The organism is Priestia sp. D3YE.R1 (assembly GCF_049199565.1).
In the GTDB taxonomy this organism is placed as follows: Bacteria; Bacillota; Bacilli; order Bacillales; family Bacillaceae_H; genus Priestia; species Priestia aryabhattai.
The window spans coordinates 126,221-142,700 of sequence record NZ_JBLTHW010000001.1 but is presented as its reverse complement, the minus strand read 5'-3'; the positions used below and the strand labels follow the sequence as shown (position 1 = coordinate 142,700).

At 38.3% G+C, this 16,480-nt stretch carries 13 protein-coding genes; 1 reads left to right on the top strand and 12 read right to left on the bottom strand.

The window, feature by feature from the left end; all coding sequences use genetic code 11:
* Positions 1 to 11: 11 nt before the first annotated feature.
* The 8 genes from polA to ACOZIR_RS00690 all read right to left on the bottom strand — a co-directional run bounded on the left by polA (position 12) and on the right by ACOZIR_RS00690 (position 10,513).
* Complete coding sequence (polA, locus tag ACOZIR_RS00725; RefSeq protein WP_045291172.1) at positions 12 to 2,639, bottom strand: DNA polymerase I; 2,628 nt, start codon at positions 2,637 to 2,639, stop codon at positions 12 to 14.
* Between the two features lie 328 nt (positions 2,640 to 2,967).
* Positions 2,968 to 4,740 (bottom strand): two-component system histidine kinase PnpS, encoded by a 1,773-nt coding sequence (gene pnpS, locus ACOZIR_RS00720; RefSeq protein WP_045291173.1) that lies wholly within the window; start codon positions 4,738 to 4,740, stop codon positions 2,968 to 2,970.
* Positions 4,733 to 5,449 (bottom strand): response regulator transcription factor, encoded by a 717-nt coding sequence (locus ACOZIR_RS00715; protein WP_045291175.1) that lies wholly within the window; start codon positions 5,447 to 5,449, stop codon positions 4,733 to 4,735. The genes pnpS and ACOZIR_RS00715 overlap by 8 nt, the downstream gene beginning before the upstream one ends.
* 178 nt (positions 5,450 to 5,627) lie before the next feature.
* Positions 5,628 to 6,104 carry a MaoC family dehydratase gene (locus ACOZIR_RS00710; RefSeq protein ID WP_045291177.1) on the bottom strand — a complete coding sequence of 159 codons (477 nt, stop codon included), beginning with the start codon at positions 6,102 to 6,104 and terminating at the stop codon, positions 5,628 to 5,630.
* A 133-nt stretch (positions 6,105 to 6,237) separates the two neighbouring features.
* On the bottom strand, positions 6,238 to 7,176 hold the full coding sequence (gene mdh / locus ACOZIR_RS00705; protein WP_013059443.1) for a malate dehydrogenase: 939 nt from the start codon (positions 7,174 to 7,176) through the stop codon (positions 6,238 to 6,240).
* Positions 7,177 to 7,204: 28 nt separating this feature from the next.
* Positions 7,205 to 8,497, bottom strand: coding sequence for an NADP-dependent isocitrate dehydrogenase (gene icd, locus ACOZIR_RS00700; RefSeq protein WP_255255780.1), 1,293 nt, complete (start codon positions 8,495 to 8,497; stop codon positions 7,205 to 7,207).
* Between the two features lie 75 nt (positions 8,498 to 8,572).
* Entirely contained in the window at positions 8,573 to 9,691 is a 1,119-nt protein-coding gene (gene citZ / locus ACOZIR_RS00695; RefSeq protein ID WP_016765709.1) for a citrate synthase, read from the bottom strand.
* A 360-nt stretch (positions 9,692 to 10,051) separates the two neighbouring features.
* Positions 10,052 to 10,513 (bottom strand): DUF441 domain-containing protein, encoded by a 462-nt coding sequence (locus ACOZIR_RS00690; protein ID WP_045291179.1) that lies wholly within the window; start codon positions 10,511 to 10,513, stop codon positions 10,052 to 10,054.
* A gap of 113 nt (positions 10,514 to 10,626) precedes the next feature.
* Here ACOZIR_RS00690 and ytvI point away from each other — a divergent pair, with 113 nt between their 5' ends.
* On the top strand, positions 10,627 to 11,736 hold the full coding sequence (gene ytvI / locus ACOZIR_RS00685) for a sporulation integral membrane protein YtvI (RefSeq protein ID WP_045291182.1): 1,110 nt from the start codon (positions 10,627 to 10,629) through the stop codon (positions 11,734 to 11,736).
* Between the two features lie 39 nt (positions 11,737 to 11,775).
* Here ytvI and ACOZIR_RS00680 read toward each other — a convergent pair whose 3' ends face one another.
* From ACOZIR_RS00680 to accD, 4 genes are all read right to left on the bottom strand, one after another.
* Positions 11,776 to 12,168, bottom strand: a complete 393-nt coding sequence (locus tag ACOZIR_RS00680; RefSeq protein WP_025750656.1) for an FxsA family protein — start codon at positions 12,166 to 12,168, stop codon at positions 11,776 to 11,778.
* Positions 12,169 to 12,248: 80 nt separating this feature from the next.
* A complete protein-coding gene (pyk, locus tag ACOZIR_RS00675; protein WP_045291184.1) occupies positions 12,249 to 14,009 on the bottom strand; it encodes a pyruvate kinase in 1,761 nt (586 codons plus the stop codon).
* Positions 14,010 to 14,488: 479 nt separating this feature from the next.
* Entirely contained in the window at positions 14,489 to 15,466 is a 978-nt protein-coding gene (gene accA, locus ACOZIR_RS00670) for an acetyl-CoA carboxylase carboxyl transferase subunit alpha (RefSeq protein ID WP_045291186.1), read from the bottom strand.
* Entirely contained in the window at positions 15,460 to 16,341 is an 882-nt protein-coding gene (gene accD, locus ACOZIR_RS00665) for an acetyl-CoA carboxylase, carboxyltransferase subunit beta (RefSeq protein WP_013059451.1), read from the bottom strand. Before accD ends, accA begins: the two co-directional genes overlap by 7 nt.
* Positions 16,342 to 16,480 lie beyond the last annotated feature (139 nt).

The window sequence follows — 16,480 nt, the reverse complement described above, 5'->3', positions numbered from 1 at the left end:
TCCTTTTTCCACTACTTTGCTTCGTACCAAGTCTTTCCGTAAGAATAATCTACTTTCAACGGAACTTCTAGCTCTAAAGCATGCTCCATTACTTCTGGTACGATTTTCTCTAAAATTTTAATTTCTTCTTCTGGAGCTTCAAAAATCAGCTCATCGTGTACTTGAAGCAGTAGCTTAGCCTGAAGATTTTCATCTTTTAAGCGCTTAGCCATTTCAATCATTGCTTTTTTAATAATATCAGCTGCTGTCCCTTGAATAGGCGTATTCATAGCTGTACGCTCAGCGAAGCTGCGGAGATTAAAGTTTCGGCTCGTGATTTCAGGCAAGTAACGTCGGCGGTGCAAGAGCGTTGTTACATATCCCTTTTCTTTTGCATCGCGCACAATCGTATCCATATACTCCTGTACACCCGGGAAGCTTTTTAAATAGCGTTCAATAAAAGTAGCCGCTGCTTTTCTTGTAATTCCTAAACTTTGCGATAAACCGTAATCACTGATGCCGTAGACGATTCCAAAATTAACTGCTTTAGCCTGACGGCGCATATTGGACGTTACTTCTTCTCTTTCGACATGGAACACATCCATCGCTGTTTTAGTATGAATATCTAAGTCATGCTTAAACGCATCAATTAGCTTTTCATCATCTGCAATATGAGCCAGTACGCGCAGCTCAATTTGTGAATAATCTGCCGCAAATATTAACCAATCAGGCTGTGAAGGCACGAATGCACCTCTTATTTTTTTACCTTCTTCAAGACGAATCGGGATGTTTTGCAAGTTAGGATCTACTGAGCTTAATCTTCCCGTTTGAGTTAACGTTTGATTAAAGCGGGTATGAACTTTCCCATCGCTTTCATGAATAACCTTTTTTAATCCTTCAATATACGTAGACTGTAATTTTCCTAGCTGACGGTATTGTAAAATCTCTGGGATAATATCATGGGCGCTAGCTAATTGCTCTAATACATCAGCTGATGTGGAATAGCCTGTTTTTGTTTTCTTTATGACTGGAAGCTGCATTTTTTCAAAAAGAACAACTCCTAGCTGCTTTGGTGAATTAATATTGAATTCTTGCCCCGCGTATTCGTAGATTTTCGCTTCAATTTTTTCAAGCTGTTCTCGAAGATCTTCGCCCATTTCATCCAAACGCGCCCGGTCAATTTTCACCCCTTGATATTCCATATCAGCAAGGACAATGGCAAGAGGCATTTCAAGCTTTTCAAACAGCTCAAACTGTTCATTCTCAACCAATTCTTTTTCTAACACTTCTTTTAAATACGCTACGGCGGCTGCTTTTCTTATAACATGCTCAGCTAGCTGATCGTCTTCTGCAATGCTTCGCTTAGCTCCCTTTCCATACACAGCTTCATCTGATTGTACTTGATGATATCCTTTTAATTTTGCAATTGTCGCTAGATCATCATTTGCCTCAGCAGGATTCAAGATGTAAGAAGCAATCATGACATCATGTTCAATTCCTTTAATTTCATGCCCCGCCCATTTTAAGGATACAATTGTACGTTTTCCATTAAACACCGTCTTTTTTACACGTTCGTCTTCTAACCATGCTTTAAATTTAGGAGATGAAAGAGCTGTGTCTTTATCAATAAAATAGTGGCCATTTTTGTTGCTGATTCCAAAACCGAGCAGCTGATTGTGATGATAGTTTTCTTCATACCCTTCTACGATCAGAGCTGCTTCGCTTGTTAACATATCATCGTGAATTTCTTCCGCTATCTCAAACGTCAGTTCTTCAAAATCTGCTTCCTCTTCTGCTGTTTCACCGAATTTAGCAAGCAGAGAATTAAACCCAAGCTCTTTAAATAAAGAGATGACCTTTGAAGATTCAAACCCGTCATATTTTGCATCTTCTACAGATACTTTAAGAGGCGCTTCGCAATAAATAGTTGCAAGCTTTTTACTCATGATGGCTGATTCACGATTATCTTCTAGCTTTTCTTTTAATTTTTTACCGCTGACTTGATCGATAGATTGCAATACGTTTTCAACCGTTTCAAACTCTTTTAATAGCTTTAAGGCTGTTTTTTCCCCGACTCCGGGCACGCCTGGGATATTATCCGAGCTGTCTCCCATAAGGCCTTTCATATCAATGATTTGTGCAGCCGTAATACCATACTTTTCATCAATGGCTGCCGGCGTATATGAATCGACATCTGTGATCCCTTTTCTCGTAATATCTACGGTTACATGCTCTGACACAAGCTGAAGTAAATCTTTATCCCCAGAAATGACTTTTACGGCCATTCCTTTTTGTTCAGCTTGTTTTGAAAGTGTACCGATAATATCATCTGCTTCATAATCAGGCAGTTCATAGCGCTTAATCCCATATGCATCTAACAACTCACGAATAAAGGGAAACTGCTCTGAAAGTTCAGGAGGCGTCTTTTGTCTGCCACCTTTATATTCTGTAAATGTTTTGTGACGAAACGTTGTTTTCCCTGCATCAAAAGCCACGAGTAAATGCGTCGGCTTCTCTTCTTCTAAAATACGTGTCAGCATTGTAGTAAAGCCGTATATGGCATTTGTATGTATTCCTTTATCATTGTTTAAAAGCGGCAAAGCAAAAAATGCACGGTAGGCAATACTATTCCCGTCAATTAATACTAGTTTTTGTGTCATTCATGTTCCTCCATTTCGCTCTCTTCTTATCTTACCTTTATTTTAGCAAACAATAAGCTTTAAGGACAAAAAGTACTCTTGAATTCAACGTTTTATTTTCATGCGGCCATAAGATTTGTACATCATAAAATAAAAACACCGCCTAGTTATTTTAGGCGGTGTAGCATGTGAATGGATAGAAATTGTCAGAAAGAATCGGCGAAAATAGCACGGTTAAAGCTATTTTCGCCTTACATATTGGCTCCTTGGATGAAGGGGTTTCCATGAAAAATTGTATCAATTAATTATTAAGCTACATTAAATAAATTGTAAAAGGAACGTAAACATTTTACATCTGCGGCAAATACTTGTGCAGCTTCACCGAAAAAGTTGTCCCTTTATTGACTTCACTTTTCACTTCAATTTCCCCTTTATGAGCTTCAACAAGATGCTTAACAATTGCTAATCCAAGACCTGTTCCTCCGGAATTACGGCTTCTTGCTTTATCTACTCTGTAAAAACGCTCAAAAATACGTGAAATTTCATCAGAATCAATACCGATACCTGTATCTTGAACATGAACCGTAATCGTTTCTTCTTCCTCTTCAAGCGAAACGTGAACGGTTCCTCCAGACATTGTATACATGAGCGCATTGCCAATTAAGTTAACGAACACTTGCATAAGGCGCTGACTGTCACCATCAATCCACGCTTCTTCAGGAAGCGTATCTAACGTTAGCGTGATTTCTTTTTCATTCGCTCGGTTTGATAGCACTGTTATGACCTCATAGAGAAGGGTATTCAAATCTACCGAATGAATGCTTAGTTTAAAACCTTGCTGTTCAACTTTAGATAAATCCAAAAGATCTTGAATCAAGCTCTCCATGCGCTGACTTTCCGTTAAAATAATAGATAGAAACTGCTGTCGCAGCTGCGGATCTTCCATGGCACCGTCTAGTAATGTCTCACTAAATCCTTTTATAGACGTAATAGGAGTTTTTAGTTCATGAGACACATTCGCTACAAAGTCACGGCGAACTTGTTCTAGTTTTTTCAGCTCAGTAATATCATGGAAAACAAGCACAATTCCTTTCCATTCATCGTTTAAGCCAATAATCGGCGCTCCGTAAACATCAAAATATCTTCGTTCAATATTTAAAGGCAGAACCACTTGTTTTCGAACCTTTACTTCGGTCATAAATATTTTTTCCACAAGTTTAATGATTTCTTTGTGCTCAAATACCTCATAATACAAGTGATAAAGGAAGTCGTCTGGATGTATATGAAACTGCTCTTTATAAGCTCGATTCACTAAGTTTATATAGCCTCGACTATCGATAAGAAGCATGCCGCTTCCCATATTTTCAATTAGCGTGCGCAGCCTGTCCTGCTGCATTTCTTGATTAGTGATAGACTCTTGCAGATTACGAGCAAGTGCGTTAATAGACTGACTCAGCATCCCTGTTTCATCTACATAATCTTCATATGTACGAGCTTTATAATTCCCTTTTGCAAGTTCCATAGCCACCTTGGTTGCCGATTCAATAGGACGGGTATAGCGCCCCATAATCTTTACACCTAAGAGTAAAATCACAATCAAAGCTAGACCTAAGCTTCCAATAAGAAGGCCCCAGATTTGCTGATTTACTTGTTTTAATGAATCAAACGATGTACTCAGAACAACAAATCCCTCTTGCTTACCTTCTATAATAAGCGGGATACCATAGTAATATAAGTCGTAATCTTCTTTAATTTGATCAAAGCTTTTTTTGCTGTTTAACTGCTTTTTCAATACTTGTTGGATTACAATACTTTTTTCGATTCTTTGCTGCTTGCTACCTGGATTTGAGTCAACTAATATTTTTCCATCTTTTTGAACGACAGTCGTTCGTACACTTAGCGAATGACTGATTTGATCAACTTTAGATTTTAAAGCAGGACTTGTGATGCCTTCTTCGCTAATGTACATTTCCACAAGCTTTGCTTCTTTTTCCATTCGCTCTTGAAACGTCTGAAAATAAAAGTTTTTAAACAACTGCCCCAGCAGCAGGCCAAGACCTACTAATACAATAATGATAAGTACTAATAGAGCCAAAAGTAGCCTTGAACGAAATTTATTCATCTACCTTTGGTTCCTCCAGCTTATATCCTAATCCTCTAATCGTTTTTATATAAACAGGTTTTCGCGTGTTGTGTTCAATTTTCTCACGCAAATGGCTGATGTGCACATCTACAATTCGTGTATCTCCGGCAAAATCATAATTCCACACTGCACTTAGCAGCTGATCACGAGTTAATACCCGCCCCTTGTACTTTGCCAAATATAATAATAACTCAAATTCTTTTGGAGTAAGCTCAAGCTGCTCTTGATTAAAGTAGGCCTCATAATGATCTGGAAGAATTTTTAAATCACCGATCATGATGCGCTCGCCATCTTCCTCTTGTTCATTTTCCTGAGCAATAATTTGTGTTCTGCGTAAAATGGCTTTTACACGCGCTACTACTTCTCGAGGGCTAAATGGTTTCGTCATGTAGTCATCTGCGCCAAGTTCTAGCCCTAATACCTTGTCAAACTCATCGTCTTTTGCAGTTAACATTAAAATAGGCGTCATCACTTTTTGCTGACGAAGCTTTTTACAAACTTCAATTCCATCCATCTTAGGAAGCATCAAGTCTAACACAATTAAATCAGGTTTTCCTCCTAGTGCCTTGTTGTATCCTTCTTCCCCGTCTTCAGCTGTTTCTACTGTAAAGCCAGCTTGTTGTAAATTATATTGTAATAATGTTGAAATTGATTGTTCATCATCTACGACTAATAATTTCTTACTCATATTAACGATATAAGCCTCCATCTAGTTAAATTAAACCGCAGCTTCATCCAAATGATATTATTTTCTATTTATCTTCTCTTATCATACAATGTTTTAGCCTGGTTCTCCAATACATTTCAACATTTTCAGAAAATATGGCTAAAGAGTTTCTTCTATATTTATAGATATTTAAGAGGTTTTAAAAATTTTCAAAGTCATGTGTCTCTACTGATGGAAGTCTAAACGGCGGATACACAAGAAACCGGGCCGTTACTACTTTCTCTTTTTGCTCATTGACCGCTTCCACTTCAATCGTAACAGTTTTAGAAGAAACATCTACCTCTGTGACTTCAAATAAAAATTCAATCGTACTATAATGATGAATTTTTTTGGGGAAGGCAACCGTATGTTCTGCAACATGACTTCCAGGCCCAGGCAAGTACTTTGAAATGGCTGCTGTCATAATACCGGTAATCATAATGCTTGGCACAATAGGTTTCTTAAAAGGTGTCTGAGATGCGTAATCATGCTGAATGTATAAAGGGTTAGAATCATTTGTTAGCCCTAAGTACAATAAGATATCTTTATCTTCAATTCGTTCAGTTAGCGTTAATTTTTCTCCAACTTTTATATCTTCAATACTTCGACCTATTTTTTGTTTTTTACCTAATACCATCATCATTCCACCTTTTGTATAAAGTAATAGTTTTTCTTTATATACAAGAAAAATTCGAGGTTTCCCTCGAATTTTCCTTGTGACTATTGTTTGAATATTGATAAAAACCTATACTCAAACCTACTTTATTGTATTAAGCTAATACACCCATGACAGTTTTGACTGATTTTGCTGATTGATCTAACGCAGCTTTTTCAGAATCAGTAAGTTCTAATTCAATTACTTGCTCAATTCCTGCAGCTCCTAATACGGTCGGAACACCTAAGTAGATGCCGTTATAACCATATTCACCTTCTAGGTAAGCAATCGCTGGTAAAATACGACGCTGATCTTTTAAGATCGCTTCTGTCATTTCCACTAAAGAAGCAGCAGGAGCGTAGTACGCACTTCCGTTCCCTAATAAGTTTACGATCTCGCCGCCGCCTTTGCGTGTTCTTTCAACAATTGCTTCAAGACGCGCTTTGGGAATAAGCGTTTCAAGAGGAATACCGCCAGCATATGAGTAGCGTACAAGAGGTACCATATCGTCGCCATGTCCACCAAGTACAAAGCCTGTGATATCTTTCACTGAAATGTTTAACTCCTGCGCTACGAACGTACGGAAACGTGCAGAATCTAACACGCCTGATTGACCGATTACACGGTTTTTAGGAAAACCAGATTCTTTAAATACTGTGTACGTCATAGCATCTACCGGGTTTGTTAACACGATAATGTGACAGTTTGGCGAGTATTTAACAACTTCTTGAGTAACAGACTTCATAATTTTTTGGTTTGTTGTGACTAAATCATCGCGACTCATACCTGGCTTACGCGCGATACCAGCTGTAATAATGACAATGTCAGAGTCAGCTGTGTCTTCGTAGTTGGCTGTTCCTGTAATGTTAGCGTCAAAGCCTTGTACAGGACTTGCTTCTAACATATCCAGCGCTTTACCTTTAGCTGGATTTTCTAATTGCGGAATATCAACTAATACAACATCAGCTAATTCTTTTTGACCAATTAAAAAAGCAGTTGTAGCTCCCGTAAAGCCCGCTCCGATAACAGATACTTTTTTACGCATATTTGCCATTATAATTCCTCCCCTAAATGAATAGCTATTAAACTGTTACTTGTTTTCCTAGATTGCTAATTAATTCATCAGCAAACTCTGAACACTTCACTTCTGTTGCACCGTCCATTAAACGTGCGAAATCATATGTTACTACTTTTGAAGCAATTGTTTTTTCCATTGATTTCATGATTAAATCCGCTGCTTCATTCCAGCCAAGGTGTTCAAGCATTAACACACCTGATAATAATACAGAAGATGGGTTTACTTTATCTAAACCAGCATATTTAGGTGCTGTACCGTGAGTGGCTTCAAAGATAGCATGTCCAGTTTCATAGTTGATGTTTGCTCCTGGAGCAATTCCGATACCGCCAACTTGTGCTGCTAATGCATCTGAAATGTAATCTCCATTTAAATTCATTGTTGCTACTACATCAAATTCACGTGGACGAGTTAAAATTTGTTGTAAGAAGATATCTGCAATTGAATCTTTTACAATAATTTTCCCTGCTGCTTCCGCTTCTGCTTGAGCTTTGTTTGCAGCTTGTGCACCTTCTTTTTCAACGATGCGGTCATATTGAGCCCAAGTAAATACTTTATCGCCGAATTCTTTTTCAGCTAGCTCATAGCCCCAATTTTTAAATGCGCCTTCTGTATATTTCATAATGTTACCTTTGTGTACAAGCGTAACAGACTTGCGGCCCTGTTCAATTGCATAGTTGATTGCTGCACGCACAAGACGCTCTGTTCCTTCAGAAGAAATAGGCTTAATACCTAATCCAGAAGTTTCAGGGAAACGGATTTTATTTACGCCTAATTCCGTTTGTAGGAATGAAACAAGTTTTTGTACTTCTTCAGAACCCTTTGCATATTCAATACCAGCATAAATATCTTCAGTGTTTTCACGGAAGATAACCATATCTGTATCTTCTGGGCGCTTAATTGGAGAAGGTACGCCGTCAAAGTAGCGAACAGGACGTAAGCATGTGAATAAGTCTAATTCTTGACGCAATGCCACGTTTAGAGAACGAATTCCACCGCCTACTGGTGTTGTTAATGGTCCTTTGATTGCAATTATGTATTCGCGAATTGCATCTAACGTTTCTTCCGGTAACCATTCGCCAGTTTGATTAAATGCTTTTTCACCTGCTAATACTTCTTTCCAAACGATTTCTTTTTCACCATTGTATGCTTTTGCAACCGCTGCTTCTAATACGCGGGAAGCTGCTGCCCAGATATCCGGACCAATTCCGTCACCTTCGATAAATGGAATAATTGGATTATTTGGTACGTTTAACACGCCGTTTGCTACAGAAATTTGTTCACCTTTTGTCATGAGAATGACCTCCTTAAAAAATTTGTCTACTTTCACTTATGGAAAAGTGCTCAACGAACGTGAGCACCTTCGTCACATTGTTTAGCTGCGCTCTTCAAGCGGAATGTACGTTTGTTTTCCAGGACCGATATAATCAGCTCTTGGACGAATCAAACGATTGTTTGAATACTGCTCTAAAATGTGAGCAATCCATCCTGATACGCGGCTTACGGCAAAGATCGGAGTAAATAGATCGTGATCAATACCTAAGCTGTGGTATACAGAAGCTGAATAGAAATCAACGTTTGGCGGAAGCTTTTTCTCGCCTGTTACGATCTCTTCAATTTTCACTGACATATCGTATAGCGTTGTATCTCCTGCTTGTTTGGTAAGTTTTTCAGACATTTCTTTCAAGTGCTTGGCACGAGGATCACCCTGCTGATACACACGATGTCCAAATCCCATAATCTTTTCTTTTTTCGCGAGCTTTTCGCGAATATAAGGTTCTGCGTTTTCAACTGTTTGAATGTCAGACAACATTTTCATAACAGCTTCATTCGCTCCCCCGTGAAGAGGACCCTTTAACGCTCCAATAGCGGCTGTAATTCCTGAATAAATATCGGATAATGTTGCCACACAGACACGAGCTGTAAAAGTTGAAGCATTTAGCTCATGGTCAGCGTGTAAGACAAGTGCCTTATCAAATGCCTCTACTTGGATATCAGTTGGCTCTTCGCCAGTTAACATATATAAAAAGTTAGCGGCAATGCTATAGTTTTCGTTTGGTTCAATTGGCTCTAATCCGTTACGGACTCTTGAAAAAGCCGTTACCACCGTTGGTAATTGTGCTTGCAAACGAACAGCTTTGCGATAATTTGCTTCTTCATCCATTAGATCAGCTTCAGGATCGTACAACCCCAATAGTGATACGACTGTTCTTAAAGCTGCCATTGGATGAACATCTTTAATTGGATAAGTTTTGAAATGATCTAAGACTTCTTGGGGTAATTTAGCGTTTTCTGCTAGTAATCTAGAAAACACAGATAATTCTTCTTTGTTAGGTAATTTTCCGTGCCATAGTAAATACACCACTTCTTCAAATGTTGCATAATTCGCTAAATCATCAATATTGTAGCCTTGATATGTTAAAGTGTCATCAATAATTGAACTTACTGCTGACGTTGTAGCGACTACCCCTTCTAGACCTCGAGTTGCTGTCATAAATCTCCACTCCTTTACAGAAAAAATTCCCCATACCTTTCTGTGTAAAACGTGAAAAACAAAATTGAGCCTCTGCTCAACTAGACATTAAGTGATATACGAAGCGCCTCTTTTGAATATATATCTTGGAAGAACATTCCTTCACCCCACGCAAAGAAAATGCTTACATTTCCATTTGTTTCAATAACACACAAAATCAAAACATCTGCATGTGTCATTGTTTTGTTACAGCCCTATAGGTAAAACATACAATTGTATGTAAAAAGATGCGGCCTCAAAATATATTATAAACAATTATCTGACTTTTGTGAATCAAAAGAGAGAAGAAATTTTAAAAAAATTATTATTATACAAAAATTTCTACGAAAAAAGTTCGGTTAATTTCATAAATAAATAAGCGATTCCAGCACCGATTAACGGACCTACTGCTACCCCTTGAAACAGCGCCACAGCAAGAATTGTGCCAAAAACTAAAGCGGTCGTAATATGCGGATCATCTTCCAAGAGCGTAAGTCCATATTTGGCAATAATTGCTACAGCAATTCCGGCTCCTAAAGCAATCCAGGCATACGAAGATTTCACGGCTTCTCCTAATTGTTTGAACCCTATGTCTCCTGTTGCAATTGGCACAAGAACGGCAATCGTAATAACCGTTACTCCAATATTAATTCCTTTTGATTGTAGAAACGGAAAAATCTTACCGTCTAACCCGATTAATTTTAAAATAAGTAAAAATGCAACTGCAATGATTAATGATTGGTTTTTAGCCACTAATCCAATTACGAGTAAAACAGCTAAAAAAAGCATGGGTTGTGAGAACATTTTACTCATCCTTTCTTTTTTTATTGTGATAAATCTAAAGCGTATTACGTAAATATTTTATGAGTAGCTTTTTCTTTTGTTGACTATCGTTTACAAGGAGGCCTCTATTTATTGTGTACAAGCTCCATTTACATCGACTATTTCGCTTAGCTTGTGTGTTGGTAATTATTGCAGCATCTATATTTTTTAGTTATTATGTCTCTTCTCTCATATATCCATTTATTATCGCCTGCTGCATCGCTTTTTTTATAAATCCTATGGTTAATCTATTTGAATTGAAGCTGCGTTTACCTCGCTACTTAGCTGTTTTACTGTCAATGGTTCTTATCTTCTCTCTTTTGGCCGGACTTATTACGTTACTTATCACAGAAATCATTGCAGGAAGTACGTACTTAGCGAAAGTTGTTCCCACAAATTTCAAAGAAGTGGTCATATTTATTGAAAATATTGCTACAGAACAAATACTTCCGTTTTATGAACGTATTACTTCTATGTTTAATAACTTAAATACCGGTCAGCAAGCAACTATTTTATCGAACATTAAAGGGGTAGGCAACCATATCGCTCAAACGGTGGGCGATTTTCTGCAAAATGTATTGCAAAGCATCCCAGTACTTTTATCCGTATTGCCTAATGCAGCTACTGTGATTATTTTTTCATTGCTGGCTACTTTTTTTATTAGTAAAGATTGGTACAAGCTGATGGCTAAAAGCAGCTTGTTTATTCCTAAAAAAGTAAGAGAAAATGGACAGACAGTTGTTCTGGAGCTTAAAAATGCACTGTTTGGTTTTATTAAAGCTCAGCTTACGCTTATTTCGATCACTACAATCATCGTTCTTTTTGGTTTACTTGTTCTTAAGGTTGATTATGCTATTACAGTCGCTTTATTAATCGGCTTAGTAGATATTCTTCCTTATCTCGGAACAGGACTGGTTTTTGTTCCGTGGATGATTTATGCCTTTGCAACAGATAACGTGTCATTTGCTGTAGGGCTTTCGGTACTATATGCTGTAGTACTTGTGCAGCGACAAATTATGGAACCAAAAATTTTGTCATCAAGCATTGGTCTTGATCCTCTCGCTACATTAATTGCTTTATTTGTAGGATATCAACTGATTGGATTTTTCGGATTAATAGTTGGCCCTGTTATTCTTGTTATTCTAAAAACACTTCATACAACGGGGGTTTTTAAAGAAACGTGGCAGTTTATTATAGGAAAATGAAAAAGTGTGTGAAAGAAGCTTCTTTCACACACTTTCTAGTTAACGTATAATCGTCATTCGATTACGCCCTTGAAAAAATCTTCTTAGCCACGTTAAAAGAAAAGGCTTAACGATTCTGCGTGTAAACGGCAGTAAAAAGATAAAGCCCACAACATCTGTCAAGAAGCCTGGAAACAGCAGAAACAGTCCGCCAAATAGTACACACATACCATCAAGGATTTCACCGCTCGGAACATGTCCCTGGCTCATCTGACGCTGTGCCTTTTGAAAAAGAGATGTTCCTTGTTTTTTCGCTAGAAACGCACCAATAAAACTGGTAGCAATAATCAGTAAAAATGTTGACATTACACCAATGAGATGACTTGAATAAATCAAAATCATTACCTCAACAGCAGGTACAATAAGAAGGAGCGGAAGGAGCTTCCTCACCATCATCACCTCTTCGCTTATTGAATTGCCTAAACAAAAAGAGAAGGATTTCCCCTTCTCTTTTTTCAATCATCTACGTGTTCTTACAGTACGCTTGCGTGTCCGTTGTATACAACACCACGTGAAGCATCAACTGTAATATCTTGATCTTCTGAGAATACGCTTGTTGCGTTTTCTACGCCTACAATGACAGGAATGCTTAAGTTTAATCCTACTACAGCTGCATGGCTTGTTAGACCGCCTTCTTCCGTAATAAGAGCCCCTGCTTTTTCGATTGCACTGATCATATCGCGATCTGTGCTGTTTGTAACAAGGATAGCACCTTCAGTCATTTTTGCATTTGCTTCTTCAGCAGTTTTAGCAATAACTACTTTACCAACTGCTGCTTTACGACCAATTCCTTGTCCTTTAGCAAGAACGTCACCTACAACTTGAACTTTCATTAAGTTCGTTGCACCTGATTCTCCAACTGGAACACCAGCAGTAATAACAACTAAATCACCGTGTGCTACAACGCCTGTTTTTACTGCGTCATTTACAGCGTGATCTAACATGTCGTCAATTGTACTTACGCGCTCACCAACAACTGGTGTAACACCCCATACTAGAGACAGACGACGTGCAACAGAATCGTTTGCTGCAACAGCTACGATTGGAGATTGCGGACGATATTTAGAAACGATTTTCGCTGTATAACCACTTTCTGTTGGCGCTACGATTGCACTAGCGTTTAAGTTAAGCGCTGTGTGTACAACAGATTGTCCGATTGCATCTGTAATAGATGGGCCAACTTGCTTGCTGCGCTGTTGTAAAATCTCAGAGTAGTTTAGAGCTTGCTCAGCACGAGAAGCAATTGAATGCATTGTTTGTACAGCTTCAACTGGGTAAGAACCTGCAGCTGTTTCACCAGATAACATAATTGCATCTGTACCATCAAAGATAGCATTGGCAACGTCACTTGCTTCCGCACGAGTCGGGCGCGGGTTGCGTTGCATTGAATCAAGCATTTGTGTAGCTGTAATAACTGGTTTGCCAAGTGCATTACATTGTTTGATCAGATCTTTTTGTACTAATGGTACTTCTTCAGCAGGAATTTCTACTCCTAAGTCACCACGAGCAACCATTAAGCCGTCTGAAACTTCAAGAATTTCTTTGATGTTATCTACGCCTTCTTGGTTTTCGATTTTTGAGATGATTTGAATGTGAGCTGCATTGTGTTTTTCTAGTAGTTCACGAATTTCTAATACATCAGATGCACGACGCACAAAAGAAGCAGCGATAAAATCAATGCCTTGTTCGATACCAAATACAATATCGTTTGCATCTTTTTCAGTGATACCAGGAAGGTTTACACTTACGTTTGGCACGTTTACACCTTTTTTATTTTTTAATGTACCAGGGTTAAGGACTTTCGTTTTGATTTCACCATCAGTTTTATTGACGTCTAGTACTTCAAGACCGATTAAACCGTCATCTAAAAGGATTTTTGATCCTACGTGTACGTCATCAATTAGACCTGGATATGTAATTGAGAATTTTTCAGTTGTTCCCACTACTTCTGTCATAGAAACAATGATTTCAGCGCCTTCTTCTAACTCAATTGCACCATTTTCCATTGTGTTTGTACGAATTTCAGGTCCTTTTGTATCAAGTAAGATACCTACTGTTTTACCTGTTTGTTTCGCAGCTTCACGAATGTTAACAATACGTGCACCGTGCTCTTCAAAGTCACCGTGAGAGAAGTTTAGGCGACAAACGTTTAAGCCTGAGTTAATTAGTTCAACTAATTTTTCTACACTTTCACTCGCTGGTCCAATAGTACATACAATTTTAGTTTTACGCATTCAAATTTCCTCCTATATATTTACTATTTACTCTTTAAGTAGAGCAAACAGCTATTTCCTTTACTAACCTTTTACAAGCAGGCTGTGAACAAATATTTTGTTACCTTAACTCGTTCACCTTGCTTTACGTGTAACTTATGAAACACCTACGTAGCGCTGAATCAAATAGCAAACAAATACACAGCACTTTAACGATGAATTTCTTCATCGTTTGCTTCTTGTTTTACTATTCCCTGCAATTCATACAGCAATACTTGCTGCCTGATTTGTCTTATATATCTCAAGTATTAGAGAAAAGACAAACGCTCGCACAGCTGCTAATAACCATAGGAAATTTTTTAAAAACACTCTTTTTCTACTTTTACTTAAAGGTTTTTGCTGTCTATAAAATACCACGAAGAACTTGTAAACACAATAGAGAAGGGCTATACAAACCGCACAAAAACGCGCACCCTTATTTTTCAAGAGTGCACGTTTCTTTATTTTATAGTAATGGCATCGTTTTCAGCTGCAAATTGTCCGATTTTTTTGTATTTTAAATAACGCTCTTCCACTAGCTCTTCTTTTGATAAATTCATCAGCTCTTTTAATGATTTCTTGATAATGCTTTCCATGTATCCAGCTTGTGCATCGATATCTCGGTGAGCTCCGCCTTTTACCTCTGAAACCATTTCATCTACAATACCCAGTTCTTTCAAATCTGGTGCTGTAATCTTCATCGTTTCAGCAGCTTTTTTCGCAAGAGAAGAATCTTTCCAAAGAATGGCAGCCGCTCCTTCTGGAGAAATAACTGAATACGTCGAGTTCTCAAGCATATGAAGGTGATTTCCTAAACCTAATGCCAAGGCTCCTCCGCTTCCTCCTTCTCCAATTACAATACAAATAACAGGTACAGTTAAGCCAGCCATTTCGAAAAGGTTTTTCGCAATAGCTTCGCTTTGTCCGCGCTCTTCTGCCGCTTTCCCTGGATAAGCTCCTTTTGTATCAATAAAGCAAATAATTGGGCGGTTAAATTTCTCCGCTTGCTTCATTAGGCGCAGTGCTTTACGGTAGCCTTCAGGATGAGGCATACCAAAATTACGGCGAATATTTTCTTTCGTATCTTTACCTCTCTGATGCCCAATCACGGTAACGGGCACGCCATTAAACTTGGCAATTCCTCCGACGATTGCTTCATCATCTCCATAAAAGCGATCTCCATGACACTCTAAAAAGTTTGTGAACAAGCGAGAAATATAATCGAGTGTTGTAGGACGCTCAGGATGACGAGCAATTTGAACACGGTTCCACGGGCTTAGATGATTGTAAATATCGTTTTCTACTTTTTCTAAGCGCTTTTCCAACTTATCAATTTCGCTAGATAAATCCACTTCTGTATTTTTAGCAAACTCTTTCAGTTCTGCAATCTTGTCGCGTAACTCAACAATTGGACGTTCAAACTCTAATTCACTTACCACTCGATGTCACCTCCTGCTACGTGTATATCTAAAATAGTTGTTAACGTTTCTTTTAAATCGTGACGGTCAATAACTCCATCTAGCTGACCATGCTTCAACAGAAATTCAGACGTCTGAAAATCTTCTGGAAGCTCTTCTCTAATCGTTTGTTCAATAATACGTCTTCCAGCAAAGCCAATTAACGCACCCGGCTCGGCTAAATTATAATCGCCTAGCGAAGCAAAGCTTGCTGACACTCCTCCCGTAGTAGGGTGTGTCATGATCGAAATGATTAAGCCGCCTTCATCACTGAACATTTTAAGGGCTGCGCTAGTTTTAGCCATTTGCATCAAGCTCAGAACACCTTCTTGCATACGTGCACCGCCTGAAGCTGTAAAAATAAGGAATGGAACATGCATTTCCTTTGCTTTTTCAATGGCGCGAGTAATTTTCTCACCTACTACAGAACCCATGCTTCCCATACGGAAATGTGAATCCATAACAGCAACCACTACTTTAATCCCTTCAATATCCCCTTCACCCGTAACAATCGCTTCACTTAAATTAGTTTTCTCACGATCTTTTTCGAGCTTTTCAAGATAATCCGGGAACCCAAGAGGATTTTCTGACGTCATATCTTTGTCGTATTCAACAAACGTACCGCTGTCGATCAAGCTTTCAATACGCTCCGGCGCTGTCATTTGATGATGATATCCACAGTTTAAGCATACTTTTAAGTTTTTATTTAACTCTTTTGTATACATGATTTTCTTGCACTTTTTACACTTGGTCATAATCCCTTCAGGTACATCTTGTCTCATATGCTCAGAAGGAATCGTAGCATATTTTCGTTTTTTTGGAGTTTTTGTGTTTTTTGTAAATAAATCTCGTAACAAGGTGTAACCTCCTTTTGGTTCTTTTCTTTAACATAAGAACCTTTCTTCTTCCTCTTCTTCTACTTTAAAAGTTATGAAAGCCCGTCTCAAACGCAAAAACAAGCGCCAGATAAGAAAAAATTGGATGAATTGTTCGCTT